15 protein-coding genes are annotated in these 17,586 nt (G+C 41.8%); 8 read left to right on the forward strand and 7 right to left on the reverse strand.

Annotation, left to right across the window (positions count from 1 at the left end):
- The gene (locus EDC37_RS00915; RefSeq protein WP_132546981.1) at positions 1–882 is read left to right on the forward strand and encodes a YegS/Rv2252/BmrU family lipid kinase; all 882 of its coding nucleotides are present in this window, start codon (positions 1–3) and stop codon (positions 880–882) included.
- Between the two features lie 145 nt (positions 883–1,027).
- Here the strand turns inward: EDC37_RS00915 and EDC37_RS00920 are convergent, their stop codons facing one another.
- Both EDC37_RS00920 and EDC37_RS00925 read right to left on the reverse strand, forming a co-directional pair.
- On the reverse strand, positions 1,028–2,518 hold the full coding sequence (locus tag EDC37_RS00920; protein WP_132546982.1) for an acetyl-CoA carboxylase biotin carboxylase subunit: 1,491 nt from the start codon (positions 2,516–2,518) through the stop codon (positions 1,028–1,030).
- 405 nt (positions 2,519–2,923) lie between these two features.
- A complete protein-coding gene (locus EDC37_RS00925) occupies positions 2,924–3,913 on the reverse strand; it encodes a Gfo/Idh/MocA family protein (RefSeq protein ID WP_132546983.1) in 990 nt (329 codons plus the stop codon).
- 96 nt (positions 3,914–4,009) lie between these two features.
- Between EDC37_RS00925 and addA the strand changes: the two genes are divergently transcribed.
- On the forward strand, positions 4,010–7,822 hold the full coding sequence (gene addA / locus EDC37_RS00930) for a helicase-exonuclease AddAB subunit AddA (protein WP_231040019.1): 3,813 nt from the start codon (positions 4,010–4,012) through the stop codon (positions 7,820–7,822).
- Positions 7,823–7,960: 138 nt separating this feature from the next.
- Here the strand turns inward: addA and mscL are convergent, their stop codons facing one another.
- The 3 genes from mscL to EDC37_RS00945 form a co-directional block, all read right to left on the reverse strand.
- On the reverse strand, positions 7,961–8,404 hold the full coding sequence (gene mscL, locus EDC37_RS00935) for a large conductance mechanosensitive channel protein MscL (RefSeq protein ID WP_132546984.1): 444 nt from the start codon (positions 8,402–8,404) through the stop codon (positions 7,961–7,963).
- Between the two features lie 154 nt (positions 8,405–8,558).
- Complete coding sequence (locus EDC37_RS00940; protein WP_132546985.1) at positions 8,559–9,740, reverse strand: amidohydrolase; 1,182 nt, start codon at positions 9,738–9,740, stop codon at positions 8,559–8,561.
- Positions 9,737–11,986, reverse strand: a complete 2,250-nt coding sequence (locus tag EDC37_RS00945; RefSeq protein WP_132546986.1) for a cell division protein FtsA — start codon at positions 11,984–11,986, stop codon at positions 9,737–9,739. Before EDC37_RS00945 ends, EDC37_RS00940 begins: the two co-directional genes overlap by 4 nt.
- A gap of 344 nt (positions 11,987–12,330) precedes the next feature.
- On the opposite strand from EDC37_RS00945, the gene EDC37_RS00950 reads away from it, so the two are divergent.
- The 6 genes from EDC37_RS00950 to EDC37_RS00975 all read left to right on the forward strand — a co-directional run bounded on the left by EDC37_RS00950 (position 12,331) and on the right by EDC37_RS00975 (position 16,551).
- Positions 12,331–13,623, forward strand: a complete 1,293-nt coding sequence (locus EDC37_RS00950; RefSeq protein WP_132546987.1) for a DAK2 domain-containing protein — start codon at positions 12,331–12,333, stop codon at positions 13,621–13,623.
- A 571-nt stretch (positions 13,624–14,194) separates the two neighbouring features.
- Positions 14,195–14,347: an aminoglycoside phosphotransferase gene (locus EDC37_RS00955; RefSeq protein ID WP_132546988.1), complete on the forward strand. Its 153-nt coding sequence runs from the start codon at positions 14,195–14,197 to the stop codon at positions 14,345–14,347.
- A gap of 42 nt (positions 14,348–14,389) precedes the next feature.
- On the forward strand, positions 14,390–14,665 hold the full coding sequence (locus EDC37_RS00960; RefSeq protein WP_132546989.1) for a hypothetical protein: 276 nt from the start codon (positions 14,390–14,392) through the stop codon (positions 14,663–14,665).
- A gap of 29 nt (positions 14,666–14,694) precedes the next feature.
- Positions 14,695–15,273 (forward strand): acid shock protein, encoded by a 579-nt coding sequence (locus EDC37_RS00965; RefSeq protein ID WP_132546990.1) that lies wholly within the window; start codon positions 14,695–14,697, stop codon positions 15,271–15,273.
- A gap of 105 nt (positions 15,274–15,378) precedes the next feature.
- Entirely contained in the window at positions 15,379–16,212 is an 834-nt protein-coding gene (locus EDC37_RS00970; RefSeq protein WP_132546991.1) for a menaquinone biosynthetic enzyme MqnA/MqnD family protein, read from the forward strand.
- A 45-nt stretch (positions 16,213–16,257) separates the two neighbouring features.
- Positions 16,258–16,551, forward strand: coding sequence for a hypothetical protein (locus tag EDC37_RS00975; protein ID WP_132546992.1), 294 nt, complete (start codon positions 16,258–16,260; stop codon positions 16,549–16,551).
- Between the two features lie 112 nt (positions 16,552–16,663).
- Here EDC37_RS00975 and EDC37_RS00980 read toward each other — a convergent pair whose 3' ends face one another.
- Together EDC37_RS00980 and EDC37_RS00985 are read right to left on the reverse strand one after the other, a co-directional pair.
- Positions 16,664–17,155 carry a hypothetical protein gene (locus tag EDC37_RS00980; RefSeq protein ID WP_132546993.1) on the reverse strand — a complete coding sequence of 164 codons (492 nt, stop codon included), beginning with the start codon at positions 17,153–17,155 and terminating at the stop codon, positions 16,664–16,666.
- Positions 17,156–17,184: 29 nt separating this feature from the next.
- The gene (locus EDC37_RS00985; RefSeq protein ID WP_132546994.1) at positions 17,185–17,484 is read right to left on the reverse strand and encodes a hypothetical protein; all 300 of its coding nucleotides are present in this window, start codon (positions 17,482–17,484) and stop codon (positions 17,185–17,187) included.
- Positions 17,485–17,586: the final 102 nt, after the last annotated feature.

Genomic DNA, 17,586 nt, shown 5'->3' on the forward strand with positions numbered 1-17,586 from the left:
ATGAAAAAGTTCGTACTTGCATATAATCCGGTATCGGGAGCGGCGATGTTCAGGAAAAAGCTTGACCGTCTGGTCGCTATGTTTCAGGAACGTTACTGCATACTCGTGCCTTATCGCACCAGTCCGTTGAATATGGATTTTGCCAGCTTTGTGAAAGCCGTTATGCCATCAGGTATTATCATTGCCGGCGGTGACGGAACGTTAAATGCAATAGTTAATATTATGCTGAAAAATAATATTAAAGTGCCGATTGCTATCATACCAAGTGGCACATCTAATGATTTTGCTTCCTGCTTGACATTAGGGACGAATGGTTTTGCCGGCTATATTGATTCAATAGTAGACGGCAGGACGACCACTATTGATGTCGGCAAAGTAGGTGATAAATATTTTATTAACGTTGCCAGTGCCGGTATGCTTACTTCGGTGGCGCATGATGTTGACAGGCGGCTCAAGAGCACTTTTGGCAAGTTGGCATATTATTTGCGCGGGATTGGTGAACTGCCAAGGTTTAGGGCGCTGAACATGATGGTGGAAGCAGATGGGAAGGCGAGGCAGGTAAGCGCTTTTTTCGTTCTGATCGTAAACAGCAGTGTGGTAGCAGGCTTGAAAAATATTTCGGTAAAGGCAAAGCTTGATGATGGACAGCTGGACTTGGTAATGCTGAAACAGTGCAATATACCGGAATTAGTTGCTTTTACGGCGGAAACAGTAGCTGGTAAAGATATGATCAATAATAAAAACGTAGAATATATTCAGGCAGCTTCCTTTAAAATCGATTGCGATGAAGATGTGCAGAGCGATATTGATGGAGAACCGGGGCCAAAATTGCCGCTGGAAGTGAAAGCTGTGCCGGCAGCTATTGAAGTTTACATAAAGTAACAGTAGCTATGGCGGGGCAAGCTATATGTGTATAAGAGCCTGCCTGCGAAAATAAAAATAATACAGATGTTTTGCTGCATATATAAAAAGTCTCATGGATTTACTAATATCCATGAGACTTTTTGCGTAGAAAAATTTGTATTTTTTACATATAGTATAAGCCGGAGCGTATAGCTATGCGCATATCATTATCTACTTTTTCTTGTGACCAGTTATTAGTAGGAGCTTCTTCCTGCTTATTTTCGTTCGTATTTGCAGGGGTTCCCTTTTGGGCGAGCAATGCTGCATCGGCTTCTGATTTAGTGTAATGGTATTTGGAAAAATGCACTTTTATGAAGCGTGTATCTATATTACCAGTACGGAAATAATCATTGCGCAATATTTTTTTATGCAGAGGAATAGTGGTCTTGATACCTTCAATGGTGAATTCATCAAGGGCACGCTGCATGATTTTTATAGCATCGCCGCGGGTGTGGCCGTGGACTATAATTTTGGCAATCATTGAATCATAATAAGGTGAGATACTCAGTCCTGCGCAGACACCACTGTCAACACGTACTCTTGGACCGCCCGGTTCAATGAAGAAGTTTACTTTTCCCGGCGAGGGCAGGAAATTATTGTCAGGGTCTTCCGCGTTTATGCGGCATTCTATGGCATGACCGGTAAATTTGATATCTTCCTGGCTCATATTGAGTGGTTCACCGGCAGCTATGCGGATTTGTGTTTTAACTAAATCAATACCCGTCACCGCTTCTGTGATAGCGTGTTCGACTTGGATACGGGGATTGATTTCCATGAAGTAAAAGTCATTGTCACGCAGATTGAGCAGGAATTCCACAGTGCCTATGTTACTGTAATGGACACTTTTGGCTGCCTTTATAGCAAGATCACCTACGCGTTTTCGCATATCTGGTGTAAGGGCTACAGACGGGGATTCTTCCAATAGTTTTTGGTTGCGCCGTTGTAGTGAACATTCTCTTTCACCAAGTTGCAGCACAGTGCCATAGTTGTCGGCGACGATCTGTACTTCTATATGGCGTGAATGGTCGATATAGTGTTCAAAATAATATTTTATATTTTTGAGGTCAGTTATATGCAGTATCTTTTTGAGGTCATCTTCGCTGTTGGCAACGATCATACCTTTGCCACCGCCACCGGAAACTGGTTTTAAAATAATTGGGTAACCTACATCATGGGCTTTGCGGAGCGCATCCTCTTCGTCTATGAGCGGGTCACTGCCCCTGGACATAGGAATACCGGAAGGAACCATTGCGGCACGGGCGATATCTTTGTCGCCTACCTGACGGATAGTAGAATAATGCGGCCCTATCCAGGTCATGCCTGCTTTGGTAACACGTTCTGCAAAGTCGGCGTCTTCTGACAAAAAACCATAACCAGGATGTACAGCATCAGCTTCTGTATCGAGGGCGGCCTGCATCAGTGCGTCGTAGTTCAGGTAGGATAAGGCGGCATCTGCTGGACCAATATTATATGCCAGATCGGCTAATTTTACGTGCATTGAATCTTTATCCTCGTCGGAGTAGACGGCAACGGACTGAATGCCCATTTCCTTGCAAGCACGAATAATACGGACGGCGATTTCGCCACGATTAGCGATTAAAATGCGTTTAAACAAAAATATCACTCCTATTTACGTAGTTTTACACTTTGTGAAAAACAAAACTTAATCAGCCAGCCCTGTCCTCAAAGTAAAATTTGCATGACAGTCAATGGTCATAACCCCATACACTGTGGTATAAAAAGCGGCAGTGTTGTATATATTGCCAGTTGCCCGCAACCATCTGCAAGGGTATGAAACAGCCGGCATCCATAAATAAGACCTAAATTTTCTATATTGATGGTAAATTAAATCTTTATGAAACAACACTATTTTATAACAATGGTAATTATAAGTCAAGTTAATAGTACCATTAATGGTATTAAGGCTGGGACAGGATATTTTTATTCGCACAAATAGAAAATATCTAAGCTAAATTATACCATTATTCACGGTAGAATGGTGAAAAAAGTTGGGAAAACACTACTGGGCATCTGCGCTGAATTTTATGCCGGCACCTATTCGCAGCTTGGTCATGACCTGCATTACCACGTGGCTGTGTTTTAATAATTTGCGGCAGGCGGCCAGATCATTTTTTTTATAAATTGCAGCGAAGGCAGCGAATTCATTTACCATGCGGTTATCATATTTTTCCCCATCAAAGTTTTCGATATTGTCTGCTGTTTTTAAAATTACGTTGCGGCAGACATTGGGTGTGCTATTCAGGTGAATGTAGCCCTTTTCACCCTCTAAGATGACACCGCTGATACTTTCAGAATCCTTGGCGGCGCTGCATACTGCTACCGTGCCGTCATAGGTGAGAATAGCGGCACCTGAAGTATCTATACCATTAGCGGCGATGTTGGCATAATATCTTGCGTCGTTTGGTGTTCCTAGAAGCCCCATAACAAAATGCAGGTTATAAACATTGAGGTCGTACAGGCAGCCACCAGAAAGGGAAGGATCAAAAGCAGGCAGGACTATTCCCTGCAAAAATTTGTCATAACGACTGGAATATTGAAAATAATTGGCCTGGACGATGCGTAAGCGGCCGATAGCTGGCAAATGGCGCTGGATGAACGCATAGTTGGGAGAGTGCAGCAGTGTTATTGCTTCAAAAAGAAACAGCTGTTTTTCCGTAGCTATGGATGTCAGTTCATCTAATTCCTTAATATGGGAAGTGATTGGTTTTTCGCAGATCACATTTTTTCCGGCAAGGAGCGCACGCTTGGCGTAATTAAAATGCATGCTGTTGATAATGCCGACATAAATAAAATCAATGTGGTCATTTTTGAGCATAGCGTCATAATCCGTATATACCTGGGGAATCCCGTAAGCGTCAGCCAGTTTGCGGGCTTTTGCCTCACTTGCGGGACGCCCGCAGATAGCTGCGACATGAACAGCAGACAAAGTCTTTAGAGCATCAAGGCATGTCTTGACGATACCACCTGTACCTGCTATTGCCAATTCCAAAACCAATCACCCTCCTTAAAAAATTATAATGCGCAGTAATAATTTCTGTAGTATGTTTATATATGAAAAGTATATATAAATCCGCTATTATTTACAATGAGTGTAAAAAAAATACAAAATACAAAGGCGATACAAGAGAATGGCGCAGCATTCTCAAAATATGCAGTGAATGGTATAATAAGTGAGATAAATCAACGGTTTGCGGTGGATGTGCCGGGCAAATATAAAGGAGCAGAAAAGATGGCATGGACTAAAGAACAGGAAGAGGCTATAAAGACAAGAGGGAAAAATATTCTTGTGGCCGCAGCTGCCGGATCAGGGAAAACAGCAGTATTGGTTGAACGGATAATCAGGCTTGTGTTAGATGATGGTATAGATATAAATGAGATACTGGTAGTCACCTTTACCAATGCGGCTGCGGCTGAAATGCGTGAACGCATTGGCCGGCGCCTTGAAGAACAACTGACGGCGGCAGCTGAGCAAAAACAGTTGGCCATGATGAAAAAACTTGAGCGGCAGCTGGTACTGCTCAACGCCTCATCCATATCAACACTGCATTCTTTTTGCCAAAGTATTGTGCGCCGCTATTTTCATGAAATAAATGTAGACCCTAAGTTTCGGCTTGCTGGAGAGCAGGAAATAAACCTGCTTAGGCAGGATGTGCTGGCAGCGTTGGTCGAAGAGCAGTATGAGACTGAGAATAACGAATTATTTCTGCATTTTGTTGATTCGTATGGCAGTGAACGGGGCGATGAAGCTGTATACGAAATAATAATGTCCCTTTATGGATATGCGATGAGCCAGCCTTTTCCAGAGCAATGGCTGCACCAGCTGGCCCAATATTTTTGCTTGCCGGAAAGCGGCAGTATGGATGATACGGAATGGGCGGCAATATTAAAGGATGAGTTAACGCAGGCACTTGATGAGTGTATGGCGATAAACGCAGCAATGGAAGAAACTGCTTCACAATGCGGCTATGAGATAAAGGCGATACAAAATGACCTTGAACTGCTAAACTCCATAGGTGGTGAGCTGCTTTCGGGCTGGTCAGAACTGTATGCGGTGATGAATGGCCTGCATTTTACTGTCATGCGTTTACCGGCAGATGTTCCAGAGCAGCTTAAGGATTATTTAAAAAATGCCCGTCAAAAAATAAAGGACGTAATAGGCGGCATCGTCACTGATTTTTTCCAGATGCCACCAGAAAAGCTGTTTAGGGATCTGCACCTGCAAAAAGAAAATGTGGAATTTATTTGCAATTTAACAGAGCAGTTTTTAATCGCTTTTAGTAAAGCTAAGCATGATAGGGTTATTGCTGACTTTAATGATTTGGAGCATTTTGCGTTGCAGGTTCTTGCCACCGAGGGATCTACGGCACAGCAGCTTATACCGACAGAAACGGCTGGCCGTATAAGTGAAAAATACAAAGAAATAATGGTAGACGAATATCAAGATACAAATGGCGTGCAGGAAGCGATTATTACCCTCATTGCCGGAAATAAAACAGATAAATTTCTGGTCGGTGATGTTAAGCAGAGTATTTATCGCTTTCGTCTGGCCGAACCGGCGCTTTTTATGGAAAAATACCGCAATTATCCACGGCAGCAAGAGTGTTGCCAACGCATTGACCTTGCTAAAAATTTTCGCAGTAAGGCTAATATTTTACAGGCAGTTAATTTCATTTTTGCCCAAACGATGACTGCAAAAGCGGCAGAAGTGGAATACGGCGAAAAAGAAGCATTGGCCTGTGGGCTTTCTTTTCCAGAGCAGGAAGAGGCAATAGATGATACCGTAGAACTGATCTTACTCGATAAGGGCGGTACGGCAGGGCATAATTCGCCTGGACCTGACAGTGAGGAAGAAAATGAAGTGGAGCTTACTGGTTTTTCGGCTGAGGCGGATTGTATTGCCAAGCGCATAAAAAAATTAATGAATGAGGGAAAACAGGTTTTTGATAAGCAAAGCGGCAGCTATAGGCCGTTGACTTATCGCGATATAGTTATTCTGCTGCGTTCTGCTGCGGGGAAAGCAGCTTTATTATTAGAAGCCTTGCGCGACAATAATATTCCTTCTTATGCGGCGTTAAGCAGTGGCTATTTCGCTGAAACAGAAATAAGGACGATGCTGGCTTTATTACAGGTTATTGATAACCCGCGGCAGGATATACCACTTGCGGCTGTGCTCTATTCACCCATGCTGAATTTCAGCACGGAGGAATTGGCGCAGATACGGCTCAATGATATGGCGGGGGATTTGTTTGATGCGCTGCTGCAAACAGGTACACCGGACAGTGAAGCTGCAGGAACATTGAAGGATAAAGTTGTAAATTTCTTACAGCAGCTTAACCGTTGGCGCACGTTAGCCAGACAATTGAGCGTACCGGAACTGATATGGCGGCTTTACGATGAAACCGGCTATTATGATTACTGTGGAGGAATGCCGGGAGGTGTATTGCGGCAGGCTAATTTGCGAATGCTGTATGATCGTGCCGCTGCCTATGAAGAAACGGATTACCGCGGGCTTTTTCGCTTTTTGCGCTTTGTGGGTAAGATACAAAAGAGTGGGAATGATTTATCCGTGGCCAGGACATTGGGTGAAAATGAAGATGTTGTCAGGGTAATGACGATTCACAAGAGCAAGGGGCTGGAATTTCCGGTAGTGATAATTGCTGATTTGGGTAAACAAATAAATCTTGCAGACAGCAGGCAGGCTTTGCTCATTCATAAAAAATACGGCCTTGGCCCATATGTGTATAACTTGCAATACAATGTACGTTATCCTACTATAGCCAGACAGGCTATAGCCAGACAAATCGTAAAAGAAAGTAAGGCTGAAGAACTGCGTGTCCTTTACGTGGGAATGACAAGGGCAAGAGATAAATTGATATTGACTGGTACGGTAAAAAATTTGCCCCAGAAAGCGGCAGCATGGTGCCAAGCCGTAGGCAGTCTTACAAGCGTAGTGTTACCCCCCTATCAGGTGTTAAACGCGAAAACTTATCTGGATTGGATTTGCCCAGCGTTGGTACGGCATCAGGACGGGGCGATACTTCATGAGCTCAGTGGAGGCAGTAAAAAAGCATCGCTTGCCTTACCGTATAGTGATTCAGTATGGAAAATAGAAATAGAAAACAATATGGTAGCTGTGGCGAAGGAAAAGGAAGTTGAAATGTCAGATGTGTTTGCCGCGATAAAAAAACATCAGCCGCTTGCCAGTACACCTGCCAAAGAATGGGTGGAAAAACGTTTAGGCTGGCATTATACACAGGCTTTCAATGCGCAAATACCTTCCAAATTGTCAGTAACAGAAATAAAACGCCGGTTTGAGCCAGAGCCGGATACAGCAAATATATTTTCTGCCAATGAATATGTGCGGCCTCGTTTCTTGCAGGAAAAAACGGTAATGACAGGTATGGAATACGGCACATTGATGCATAGCGTCATGCAGCATTTAGATCTGCAAGGTGATCTCAGCGATGCTGGAATAAAGAAACAATTAACGCAAATGGCAGAAGAAGAAATCATCGCCGTAGAGCAGGTTAGCCGCGTCAATAGGCATTCTATACGCAGCTTTTTCCGTTCTCCGTTGGGAGAAAGACTGCTGATAGCAAAAGAAGTACGGCGGGAAATGCAGTTTTCGAGAATGCTGGAAGCTGACCGGTTTTATGATGATGCACGGCCGGGAACGCAGATCTTCATCCAAGGGGTGATCGATTTGTTGTTTAGTGAAAAAAATGGACTGGTATTGGTTGACTATAAAACTGATAATTGCCGCGGTACAGAAGCTGTGGAAAAATACCGAATGCAGGTAGAGCTTTACAGTGAGGCCGTTGAAGCTATTTTAAGGCAGTCTGTTAAGGAAAAATACCTGTACCTTTTCCATAGCGGGGAAGTAGTGCGTGTAAAATAAAAAAGCCCGTCTGCAAAAATACCGTTTCCCAAAGCTAGGTGAAAAGTTAACTTTTAGAAACGGCAGTGAAGATTGCAGACGGCTTTTTATGATTTTATGTAATGGAAAGGCATAAAGAAAAAGAAGTCTATGTTATGATCAATCAAGCTTGCTTGTGCAATGTGGGCAGCGCAAAGCATCATCAGCAATATTTTCTTTGCAGAAGGGGCATATACGCGCCTTTTTTTCTTCCTGTGGTTTGGAGGAAAAGCGGTTAATTTGTTTGACTATGATAAAAACGGCAAACGTGACGATTAAAAAATCTATAAATGTATTTAAAAACGCACCATAAGCAATGACGGGAATATTGGCGTCACTGGCTTGCTGCAGCGTGTCCACAGGGGTGCTGCTGAGGTTGATAAAAAGGTTGGAGAAGTCGATACCACCCAGCAGTTTACCGAGCGGTGGCATGATGATAAAATTAACCAGCGAGTTGACAATTTTAGTGAAAGCGGAACCGATAATAATACCGACGGCTAAATCAATAACGTTACCACGCATGGCAAAGGCTTTAAATTCTTTAAAAAAATTATTTTTTTTCATAAGAGAACTCCTTTTGTTAATAATGGCTAATTAGTTGACTATAATTGATGAAGATAGCATATAAAATATATATTTGTCAAATTCTTCTGTAGGCATAAAAAATCCCGAAACACTGGCTGTATTTGTTGTTTCGGGATTTTTGCACCATGTAATATTAGGCTTTGTTTAAATAGTCGCAGGCAAATTGCGCATATAAAGCCGCACCGCGTTTTAAAATAGTTTCATCTACGGTAAATTTATTGCTGTGGTTTGTTTCAGTAATGTGTTTTTCTTTATTGCGAGCACCGATAAAAGCATGTACACCGGGAATTTTTTCCATAAAAAGGGAAAAATCCTCGCTGCTCATTGTTTTGGGCATACTGCCCAAGATTTCATTCCCATAAAGAAGAGTGGCAGCATGTCTTGCTAAGGTGGTGAGTGCAGGCTGGTCGTTGACAACGGGACCAACATGGTAAGTATAATCAAGCTGAGCCGTACAGTTGAAATCTTGTGCCGTATTAGCAGCGACTCTCTTGAGCATTGCCTCGATAGACATGCGTAACTGTGGTGAGTGTGTTCTCACGGTACCGGTCAGCTCTACCTTATCAGCTATTATGTTATAAAATTGTCCGCCCTCGATCTTACCGATAGTTATGACTAGTGGAATCAAAGGATCACTTAGACGCGAAACGATAGACTGTATTGCTACGACAGTGTATGATGCGGCGACAATAGCGTCGGCACCTTTATGGGGGGCTGCTCCGTGGGCAGCTTTGCCATTAATCGTTATTTTGAAATTGTCACAGCTGGCCATGCGGCTGCCAGCTTCGATGCTTATGTACGGGGCATCAAAATCACCCCATACATGCATTGCGAAAATGGCGTTGACATCCGCACAAAAATTATTTTTAACATAAAAGTCAGCGCCGTGGCTGACTTCTTCTCCTGCTTGGAATAACAGCTTTACTCTGCCAGAGAAAGCGTCGGTGTGGCTGCTGAGCAGTTTTGCCGCGCCTAAAAGCATGGCTATGTGGCAGTCGTGTCCGCAAGCGTGCATGACACCAGACACCTCACTGGCAAAAGGAAGAGAGGTACATTCTGTGATTGGCAGCGCATCAATGTCAGCCCGAAGTGCTACTGTTTTTTTCTTTTTGCTGGAGGCAGTTCCGTCTATATAACAGTATAGTCCCGGATGATTGTCGTAGCATATGGGGGCAAGCCCCATTTTACACAGTTCATCTTTTATTTTGGCAGTGGTTTTTACCTCTTTTAAAGAAAGCTCAGGGTGCTGGTGGAAATAGCGGCGCATGGTGATAATATATGTTTCGCTGTCGGCAGCAGCTTTTTGAAAATTCATTTAAGGTTGTCAGCCTCCTTCGCTTGGGGCTGGTCATCTGCAGCAAGCGGTGTAAGGATGACTTTTATATGGTCGTTTTCACTGATGGCTGTGGTAAATTCGGCGGGAAGGCCGTTCTTTAGTATTTGAAAAGTCACTTTGCTGTCTGGCTTAGGCGGTGTAAAATTGGCAGCAAGCAGTACGTCACCAATCATGGCCTGGGACTGACGCCCTGCTGTGCAGATGATATCGTCACCGTCATTGAGTAGGTAGTCTGTGGAAACGCTGTTGCCATTGGCCGTGATCATCGATGACGATGAAGTGTGGACAATGCAGGGTTCATCGTTGAAGAGCACCGTTATATCAACGGAGACCGACATATCTTTTAGCAGTTTTTTTAACGCGATACGGGCAGGTTCAATAAAATCTATTTCATCATTTTCATGAATTGTATCGGAAAGATAAGCTTCTTTGCGGTTTAGCTTTATCTGTGAAGTGGTCTCACAGGTTTTTTGCATGCCATTGAGTGTATAGTGATAAACAATATTTTTTATATTATAATTGGCGGTTGCTAATGCGTCGGCAACAGTAAGTGCGTCCGGAATGGTTATTTCATCTTTATCATTAAGCAAGGTGTTTTTATCATGGCAGGGTATGCCGTTTATCAAGGGAAACTGCTCTACGGTGACAAGCTCGTCGTTTATATAAATGGTTACGGATTTTTCATTGGGCATTATATCGCGTAAATGTATTGCCGGTGCAGCACCGTCAGTGCCATTCTCTATTGTAATATGACTTTTTTCAGGGACAATATCACTTAGGGAGGCATCTTTTCCGTTCAACTTTAGTTTGGCCAGTGTCCCCATGCTGCCACTGAGAATTTTGGTTTTTCCATTTATGTTTACCATTATACCAAGGCCGGGTTTGCCGTTGTATTTATGCAGATTGATGCCTGCATTTAAGAGGACGTCGGCTACAGTAAGTTCTTTGAAATTGAACATATGGTATTCTTTGCCATTTACATACATTGAGATGAGACTAAGCGTTTGCATGGAAGCTGTTTTTAATATCCCCAGCGGTGTTACCGCATCAGGGGTTTTGAGGACATCAGGAATATCAGTGATATCATCTACTTTGTCGGGCATTCTGACAGCCACACGGGGGATGGGCAGGTCTAGCTTTTTGGCTACTTCTTCGGCGAGATGGGGAGTCAGGGAGCCGCCGCCTACAAGCATGACAGCTTGCGGAGGAGCGTCATTGAGTGTCAATATCTGATTGGCTATAGCCTGTGCTAGCTCAGTGATATTGTTGATGACAGCGGCAATGATTTCTTTCTTCGCAAGGGAATAATCCATGCCTAAGATATCACAGAAATTTATTTTTTCATCTGTGCCTGAAGCTAATTTTCTTTTGACATCTTCAGCGACATTAAAGTCCAGTAAATAATATTTGGAAATTGCTTCAGTTATTTCATCACCGGCCATCGGTACCATGCCGTAAGCAATGACAGAACCGTCTTTAGTTATCGCTACATCTGAGGTGCCGGCACCGATATCGACCAGAGCCAAATTCAAATGGCGCATTGTTGTAGGAATCAGGACACTTATAGCGGCGATAGGTTCGAGTGTCAAGGCCTGCATTTCAAGGCCTGCCGTATTAAGCGCCGACTGCATGGAGTCGACTACCTGGCGGGGCAGAAAAGTAGCAATGACATTGGCAGATATTTTGCGGCCGCGCTGTCCGATCAGGCTTTTTATTTTTGTGCCGTCAAGCAGATAATATACAGTGCTGTAACCAACGCAATAATAAAGCGATGTATCCTTGACAATATTTGAGGCTGCTAAGTTTTTTTGCGCCGTTTGGACGGCTATAAAGTCAAGATGTTTTTGTTGCTCAGGAGAAATGATCCCATCCACTTCCATTTGCGCTTCAGCTGTCATAGTGTAAAGGGCGCGTCCCGCTGCTGCTACGGAAACTTTTTTTAAAGGACCGGTTTTTTCTTCGAGTTTTTCTTTTACAGCAGAGATAATTTGTGCTACCTGGGGGACATCATGTATTTGCCCGTCCAGCATGGAACGGGTCTTATGTTCGAGTCGTTCTGTATCAATTATTCTGGCACTATTGGGTCCTTTCTCTGCTACGATACCGATAACGCTTCTGGTACCTATATCAAGGGCAAAGATAAGGTCAGGCTGCTGTTGCTGTTCTGTAGAAGAAATGATATCTGTTGGGTACTGTGCAGATGTGGAGGTTTTCTGTATTTCCATAATATTGCCACGAAAAATCGTGAATTGCCACCTCTTTATATAAAATATTGAAAATAAAATTATGTTTTTTAGTTCGGTAAAGTAAATATATAGTAGTTTGCAAATACCAATAAGAATAAAGATTTTTCTAAAATAAAGGCTATTCATTATTATAGCATAATAGTTTCTTAAAATATAATATGAAAATGCATTGGTTCGCATATAGTATGAATTGTAAAATAAATGTTTTTATTTGAAAAGAAAAACGGTGTTGATTCTTGCGGTACTGGTGAGATGCCGTTTATCATTGTAATTTGCTATATAATCGAGTAGAATTAAAGCAATACTAAACGGAGGCGATATTTATGGGCGAAAATAAAGAAATCATCACTGGCAGTGATTTTAAGCGGATGATTGCCGGTGCTTACAGTGCCTTTTTGCTGGAATATGAAAATATAAATAGTCTGGATGGGACTTCGCTCGCTGACCAAAACTGCCCCGGGACAAATATGCTTAGAACTATGGGCTCAGCAGCTATGGCGATAAGAGATATCAGTAATGACAGCATCGGTGCGATCGCTTGTTCGGTAAGTAATTGCGCGGTGCTCGGTGCACGGGGAAACTCAGGTGTACTTTTAGCGCAGATTTTTCGGGGAATTGCCAAAGGATTGGCAGGAAAGTATGATGTTGATTCTTCTGTATTTGGTAAGGCCTTCCAATATGGCATCCTTTATGCGCATCGTACTTCGCTTGAAAAAGTGGAACGTTCGATCATAGTTACGGCAAAGACTGTAGCTAAGGGTGCTTATAAAGCGGTACGGGCTAACCGGCCTATTTCAGAAATATTGACTGCGGCAATAACGGCAGGAGAAAATGCCTTAAAAAATATTGAGAAAAAGAATGGGCGTATTGATGCGGGCGCGAAAGCTTTGATGGTGTTGCTGGAAGGCTGTCGGTCAGGTCTGGACGGCAATTTTGTATCACCTGTTTTGGTCTTTTCGGCGGGTACAAAGACATCGCATACGGTTCCTGAGCCAGAAAATGATATAGTGCGGCCGTATTGTGTGCAGTTGACGATTTATAATTGCAAGGCAGCAGTGGCTGATATAAAGAAAATATTAGTAAAATATGGAAATATGGTTGTTATCGAAAAGAAGATGCATGATGTGATGATTCATCTGCATATGGAACGTCCTGGTTTGCTTATCGAACAGATAACAGGATGGGGTAATTCTTATGATATGCATGTGGATAATATGGCTGATTTGCATAAAGCTTTTATCTCGGGACGGCCTCTTAAAAAATTAAGTGTTTTAGCTGTAGCTGCCGATGAAAAAACAGGTACGGAGCTTCAGGAACATGATGCATTTGTTATAATGGCCGATACGAAGAAGAATGGATTGGCTGTCGGCAATTTAGTTAATACGGTTCATAGTGATGTGGCGGAAAAGTACATATTTTTGCCTAATGATGTCAATATGAATCTCATGATGTACCAGGCGAAGCGTCTTTTGGGTAAACGTGTAGAGGTAGTCTACAGCAATAATACGGAAGAACAGATCGCTGCGTTAAAAGCGTATGATGAAAGACTATCATTAGAAGAAAATGCAAAAAAAATGGCCGATGCATTGATTCGTTTTCGCCAGTTAAAGGTATGAACGAAGAGAAAGTTTATGTATAAAGAATCGTTTTAAATGAGAAAAAATGTATAAAAAAACATAAAAAATACGAAAAGCCAATTTTAGTATAGAATTAGACTTATCCACAAGATTATATTGTGGTTGAAAAATAATGGACACTATATTTAGTGCCCATTATTTTCTTATATAAGCGATAAATCCTTATGTAGTAAGGGATTTTTATAAATGGTAATAAAATGGTTCTTGTGGATAGAATTTTATAGGGTGTGGATTAAGTGAATTAATATGTGGATAAAAGAGCTTTTTGTTATGCAAGATTGCAAAGTTATCCACAGAAATAACAACTATGTGGATAACTTTGTGCATAAGTATTTTACTATAAAATATGTATTTTTATACATGAAATATTAGCCAGATTATTTTTATGAAGCTTTTGAGTAACCGAAAGTAAGAAAGTTATTTATGTCATTTGCTTGTGTGGGAAAATGCTATTTGTTATAATTGGTTCTAGGCTCATTGAAGTATCATTAGAAAAGACAGGATAAAAAGCGGAAGGATTATACTGTAAATAAAAGTCAGGAGCGTTTTTATGACTGATGAAGTAAGAGACAAACTTCAAAAGCGTATTGAAGAATTAAAACGGCGGATGAATTATGATGCCAATGATTTAGATTACGAAACACATTTGCATATGATGCGTGACCTGCAAAGAATACTAGATAGCAGTAAAAGTGTGAACTGAGAGAGAATATTAGCAATAGACTGTGTAAAAAGGAGATAAACTATGTCTGAGAGAATAAGTCTGCAGGAGATACTTAGGGAAAATGGTGTCCCGCAGATAAAGCTGGATATGCATGCAACGAAAGAAGAATGCCTGCAACTGCGTGAAAAGCTGATGGCTATACGTGATTTGAGCCATGGCGCAGAACAGGGATATTTGGACGTGAGCTGCAAGGTATATATTGATGTTGATGATATAGATCGTTATCTTTCGGGGGAATTGGATACACTGGCAGAAGTGTACGCTTTTCCGGAAGATATAAAGGCGTATAGAGGATGATGCATAAAATTAGAAAAGAGGCGATGGAAATGAATATGAAAAAAATTCTTATATTATTTGTGGTCGGTATGATGGTTTTGGGGAATGTTTCTTTTGCAGCGAAAGGCGGTTCAAGGATGCCAGCAGCAAAAGCGCCGGCTGCTGTTACAAGGCCTGCTCCGGCAGCACCTTCGCAGAGTGCCGCTGGTACGGCACGGGAATATAAACCGTCCCAAAATGCATCGTCAGCAAAGAGTACACCTTCCCAAAATACAACGACTGCCCAGAAAAGCAATAATACTTCTTCACCGTGGGGAAGTATGTTTAGAAATGTAGGGTTGCTGGCTGGCGGTATGTTTTTAGGAGGCATGTTAGCCAATTTGTTTGGTATGGGTGGCGGCCTTATGAGTAATTTGCTGGGAATAGTTGCGAATGTGTTTATTTTCGCAGTAATCCTCATGCTGGTCATGACCTTATGGAGAAAAGTGATGGGTTCTAAGAAGACTGAGACGAAGAATAATATAAGCTATGAAGACCGGGAAAAAGAACCTAAGATAATAGATATAAAACCATCTGCGCCTAATTCGTACGAAAAACGGTCTAAGGCCGATGAATATCGCAAAAAATGATTTTGTTCCTGCAATTTAGGGAAATCATGCAAAAAGTATATGGTACGAAGGATGTTGTATCTATAAATTTTACTTGTCCATGATTTCCTTAGGAGGTAAATACTTATGCAGCCACGTGTGGGGCATATAAATTTTCTTAATTGTCAGCCGCTTACTTATAGTTTATTACAGTGCGGCTATCACAAGGGTATATCCTTGATAATGGGAGTACCTTCGGTTTTGAATGATGCCATGGAAAAAGGGCAGCTGCAAGTAAGTCCTATGTCATCAATCGCTTTTACCCGAATAAGTGAGCGCCTATTGATGCTGCCTAATTTGGGCATTGTCGCTGACGGCAATGTGTTAAGTATTATTTTGGCATCCAAGCGGCCAATTGACGCGTTAGACGGTGAAAAGATCTTATTGACCGCGCAATCAGCGACATCGCATTGCCTTTTAAAGATAATTTTGCGTAAAGCGTATAATTGTACGCCCTTGTATCAGATAGAGCAGCTTGATCCGTATCATGCTTTGGTAGGAGAGGAAACGGCGGCTTTATTTATTGGTGATGATGCTTTGTATATTAATCACAACAGGCAAGCAGGCGTATATTATTATGATCTGGGCAATGAGTGGAAAAAGTTGACGGGAATGCCTATGGTATATGCCGTATGGGCGGCAACAAGACAGTTCGCTGCCGCTTTTCCTGAACAGCTGCAAACTGTTTATAAACGTTTGCGTGGCGGATTTGATAATGGTAATGCAGCCAAAGAGCAGGTAGTAGATATGGTAGTAGGCAAAAAAGCGTTTTCCAGACAACAGCTTCTGGATTATTTTGATGTAATCACATATGATGTGCACGAAAAGCAGCTGGCGGCGTTGAAATTGTTTTATACATTCGCTGCTGAATATGGACTTTTACCGTCAGTGCCCATTGTGAAAATGGCAAATGTATTATAGAATTATTTTGCCTGACAAGGATAGTATTGTTAATGAGGGATAATCATGGGTGAATATCTTATTTGTGATAAATGCAGGTATAATTCTTGTTCTAAATACGGCTATCCGTGTGCCAGCTGTAAACACACGAATTATTATAAATGTTTTACACCGGCGGTCAACGAATTTATCGGCCAGTGTCCTGTTTGTGGAACCCCTTTTGATGAAGGCGATATAAGCATTAGCAGGGATTTGAATATAGGGCCGTATAGTGTATTGAAGTGCCGATGCCATAATTCGGCATGCGGGCAGGTAAGTGTTTATAAGATTGGTACCTATATTGAACGGAAGAGAGAGTAATTTATTTATCCGTATTAGCGGGTATTAACGATATAATAAAAGCAGAATCGGCAAAAACCGGTTCTGCTTTTTATATTGTGTGACCAGAAGTATATGGGGAATTCCGGCATGTTTATTTTGCCGTAATAAAATGGTGATAATTTCTGGGGTCAAGAGCCATCCAGGCGATGCAACGGGCAAAAGGAGAGAGCCAGTCCAGACAGGTCCGATCCATTATGATTCCTGGTTCGACCCTGCTCACAAGATATGGCAGTGGTGGTTTCGGTACAACGTGTTTTTCTCCCAGAGAGCCATTAATTATATCTTCAAACAATTTATAGCTGGTATGGCTGTATCCGCATGTCATGAGCTGTGCCTTTGCCCATGCGGGATTTTCCATTTTTATGTAAATTTTAGTTACACCGCCATTGTTGGAGTAATCCGTGGTTATAATATAACTTTTACCAGCAAAATCAACTTTGGTACCATCGGACTGCATTGTTTTCGGAAACAGTTGAAAAATGCTGTTGTACATGCCGGTTTCGATATCTTTTTTTGTGTAAACATAAGTATTGCCGTCATTTAAGGTGATATGAGAAATGGATGAAAAAATACTGTCCCACATAATTGGACCTCCAAATGTTGTTTATACCCTTAGAGATGCGCTTTTCCTATGCTCTTTTTTATATAACGGTCAGTGGCGAAGTCGATCATTTCTTGCCAGGTAACGAATTTTGTGGTTTTAGCTACATAAACATTCATTTTTTCCTCGGGCAGGTCTTCAAAATCTTTTTGGCAGGAAATATTAAACCGGCCATTATTTAAAAATTGGCTAAAGTTCTTATAACGAGTATATTTTTTCATAAATGTTGTATCGAACACGTCATCAAAATCAAACTCTATTGGTGCTGGAAACTGCGGCAGTTTATAATAGCCGGAAAGCTTTACTTTCATGATAATCCCTCACTTATTAAAACCAGTAAAATAAATTAGCTTTATCTAGCATACCATATATTTGCTTGCATGGTCTAGTGTGCAAAGAATCTGTAAGAGATG

The organism is Pectinatus cerevisiiphilus (assembly GCF_004341685.1).
GTDB classification, from domain to species: Bacteria; Bacillota; Negativicutes; order Selenomonadales; family Selenomonadaceae; genus Pectinatus; species Pectinatus cerevisiiphilus.

Coding starts and splice junctions, on each gene's coding strand:
- EDC37_RS00955 (WP_132546988.1), top strand. CDS start 14,195: ATGACTGATGAAGTAAGAGACAAACTTCAAAAGCGTATTGAAGAATTA.
- mscL (WP_132546984.1), bottom strand. CDS start 8,404: ATGAAAAAAAATAATTTTTTTAAAGAATTTAAAGCCTTTGCCATGCGT.
- EDC37_RS00915 (WP_132546981.1), top strand. CDS start 1: ATGAAAAAGTTCGTACTTGCATATAATCCGGTATCGGGAGCGGCGATG.
- addA (WP_231040019.1), top strand. CDS start 4,010: ATGAGTGTAAAAAAAATACAAAATACAAAGGCGATACAAGAGAATGGC.
- EDC37_RS00965 (WP_132546990.1), top strand. CDS start 14,695: ATGAATATGAAAAAAATTCTTATATTATTTGTGGTCGGTATGATGGTT.
- EDC37_RS00975 (WP_132546992.1), top strand. CDS start 16,258: ATGGGTGAATATCTTATTTGTGATAAATGCAGGTATAATTCTTGTTCT.
- EDC37_RS00970 (WP_132546991.1), top strand. CDS start 15,379: ATGCAGCCACGTGTGGGGCATATAAATTTTCTTAATTGTCAGCCGCTT.
- EDC37_RS00960 (WP_132546989.1), top strand. CDS start 14,390: ATGTCTGAGAGAATAAGTCTGCAGGAGATACTTAGGGAAAATGGTGTC.
- EDC37_RS00940 (WP_132546985.1), bottom strand. CDS start 9,740: ATGAATTTTCAAAAAGCTGCTGCCGACAGCGAAACATATATTATCACC.
- EDC37_RS00950 (WP_132546987.1), top strand. CDS start 12,331: ATGGGCGAAAATAAAGAAATCATCACTGGCAGTGATTTTAAGCGGATG.
- EDC37_RS00945 (WP_132546986.1), bottom strand. CDS start 11,986: ATGGAAATACAGAAAACCTCCACATCTGCACAGTACCCAACAGATATC.
- EDC37_RS00985 (WP_132546994.1), bottom strand. CDS start 17,484: ATGAAAGTAAAGCTTTCCGGCTATTATAAACTGCCGCAGTTTCCAGCA.
- EDC37_RS00980 (WP_132546993.1), bottom strand. CDS start 17,155: ATGTGGGACAGTATTTTTTCATCCATTTCTCATATCACCTTAAATGAC.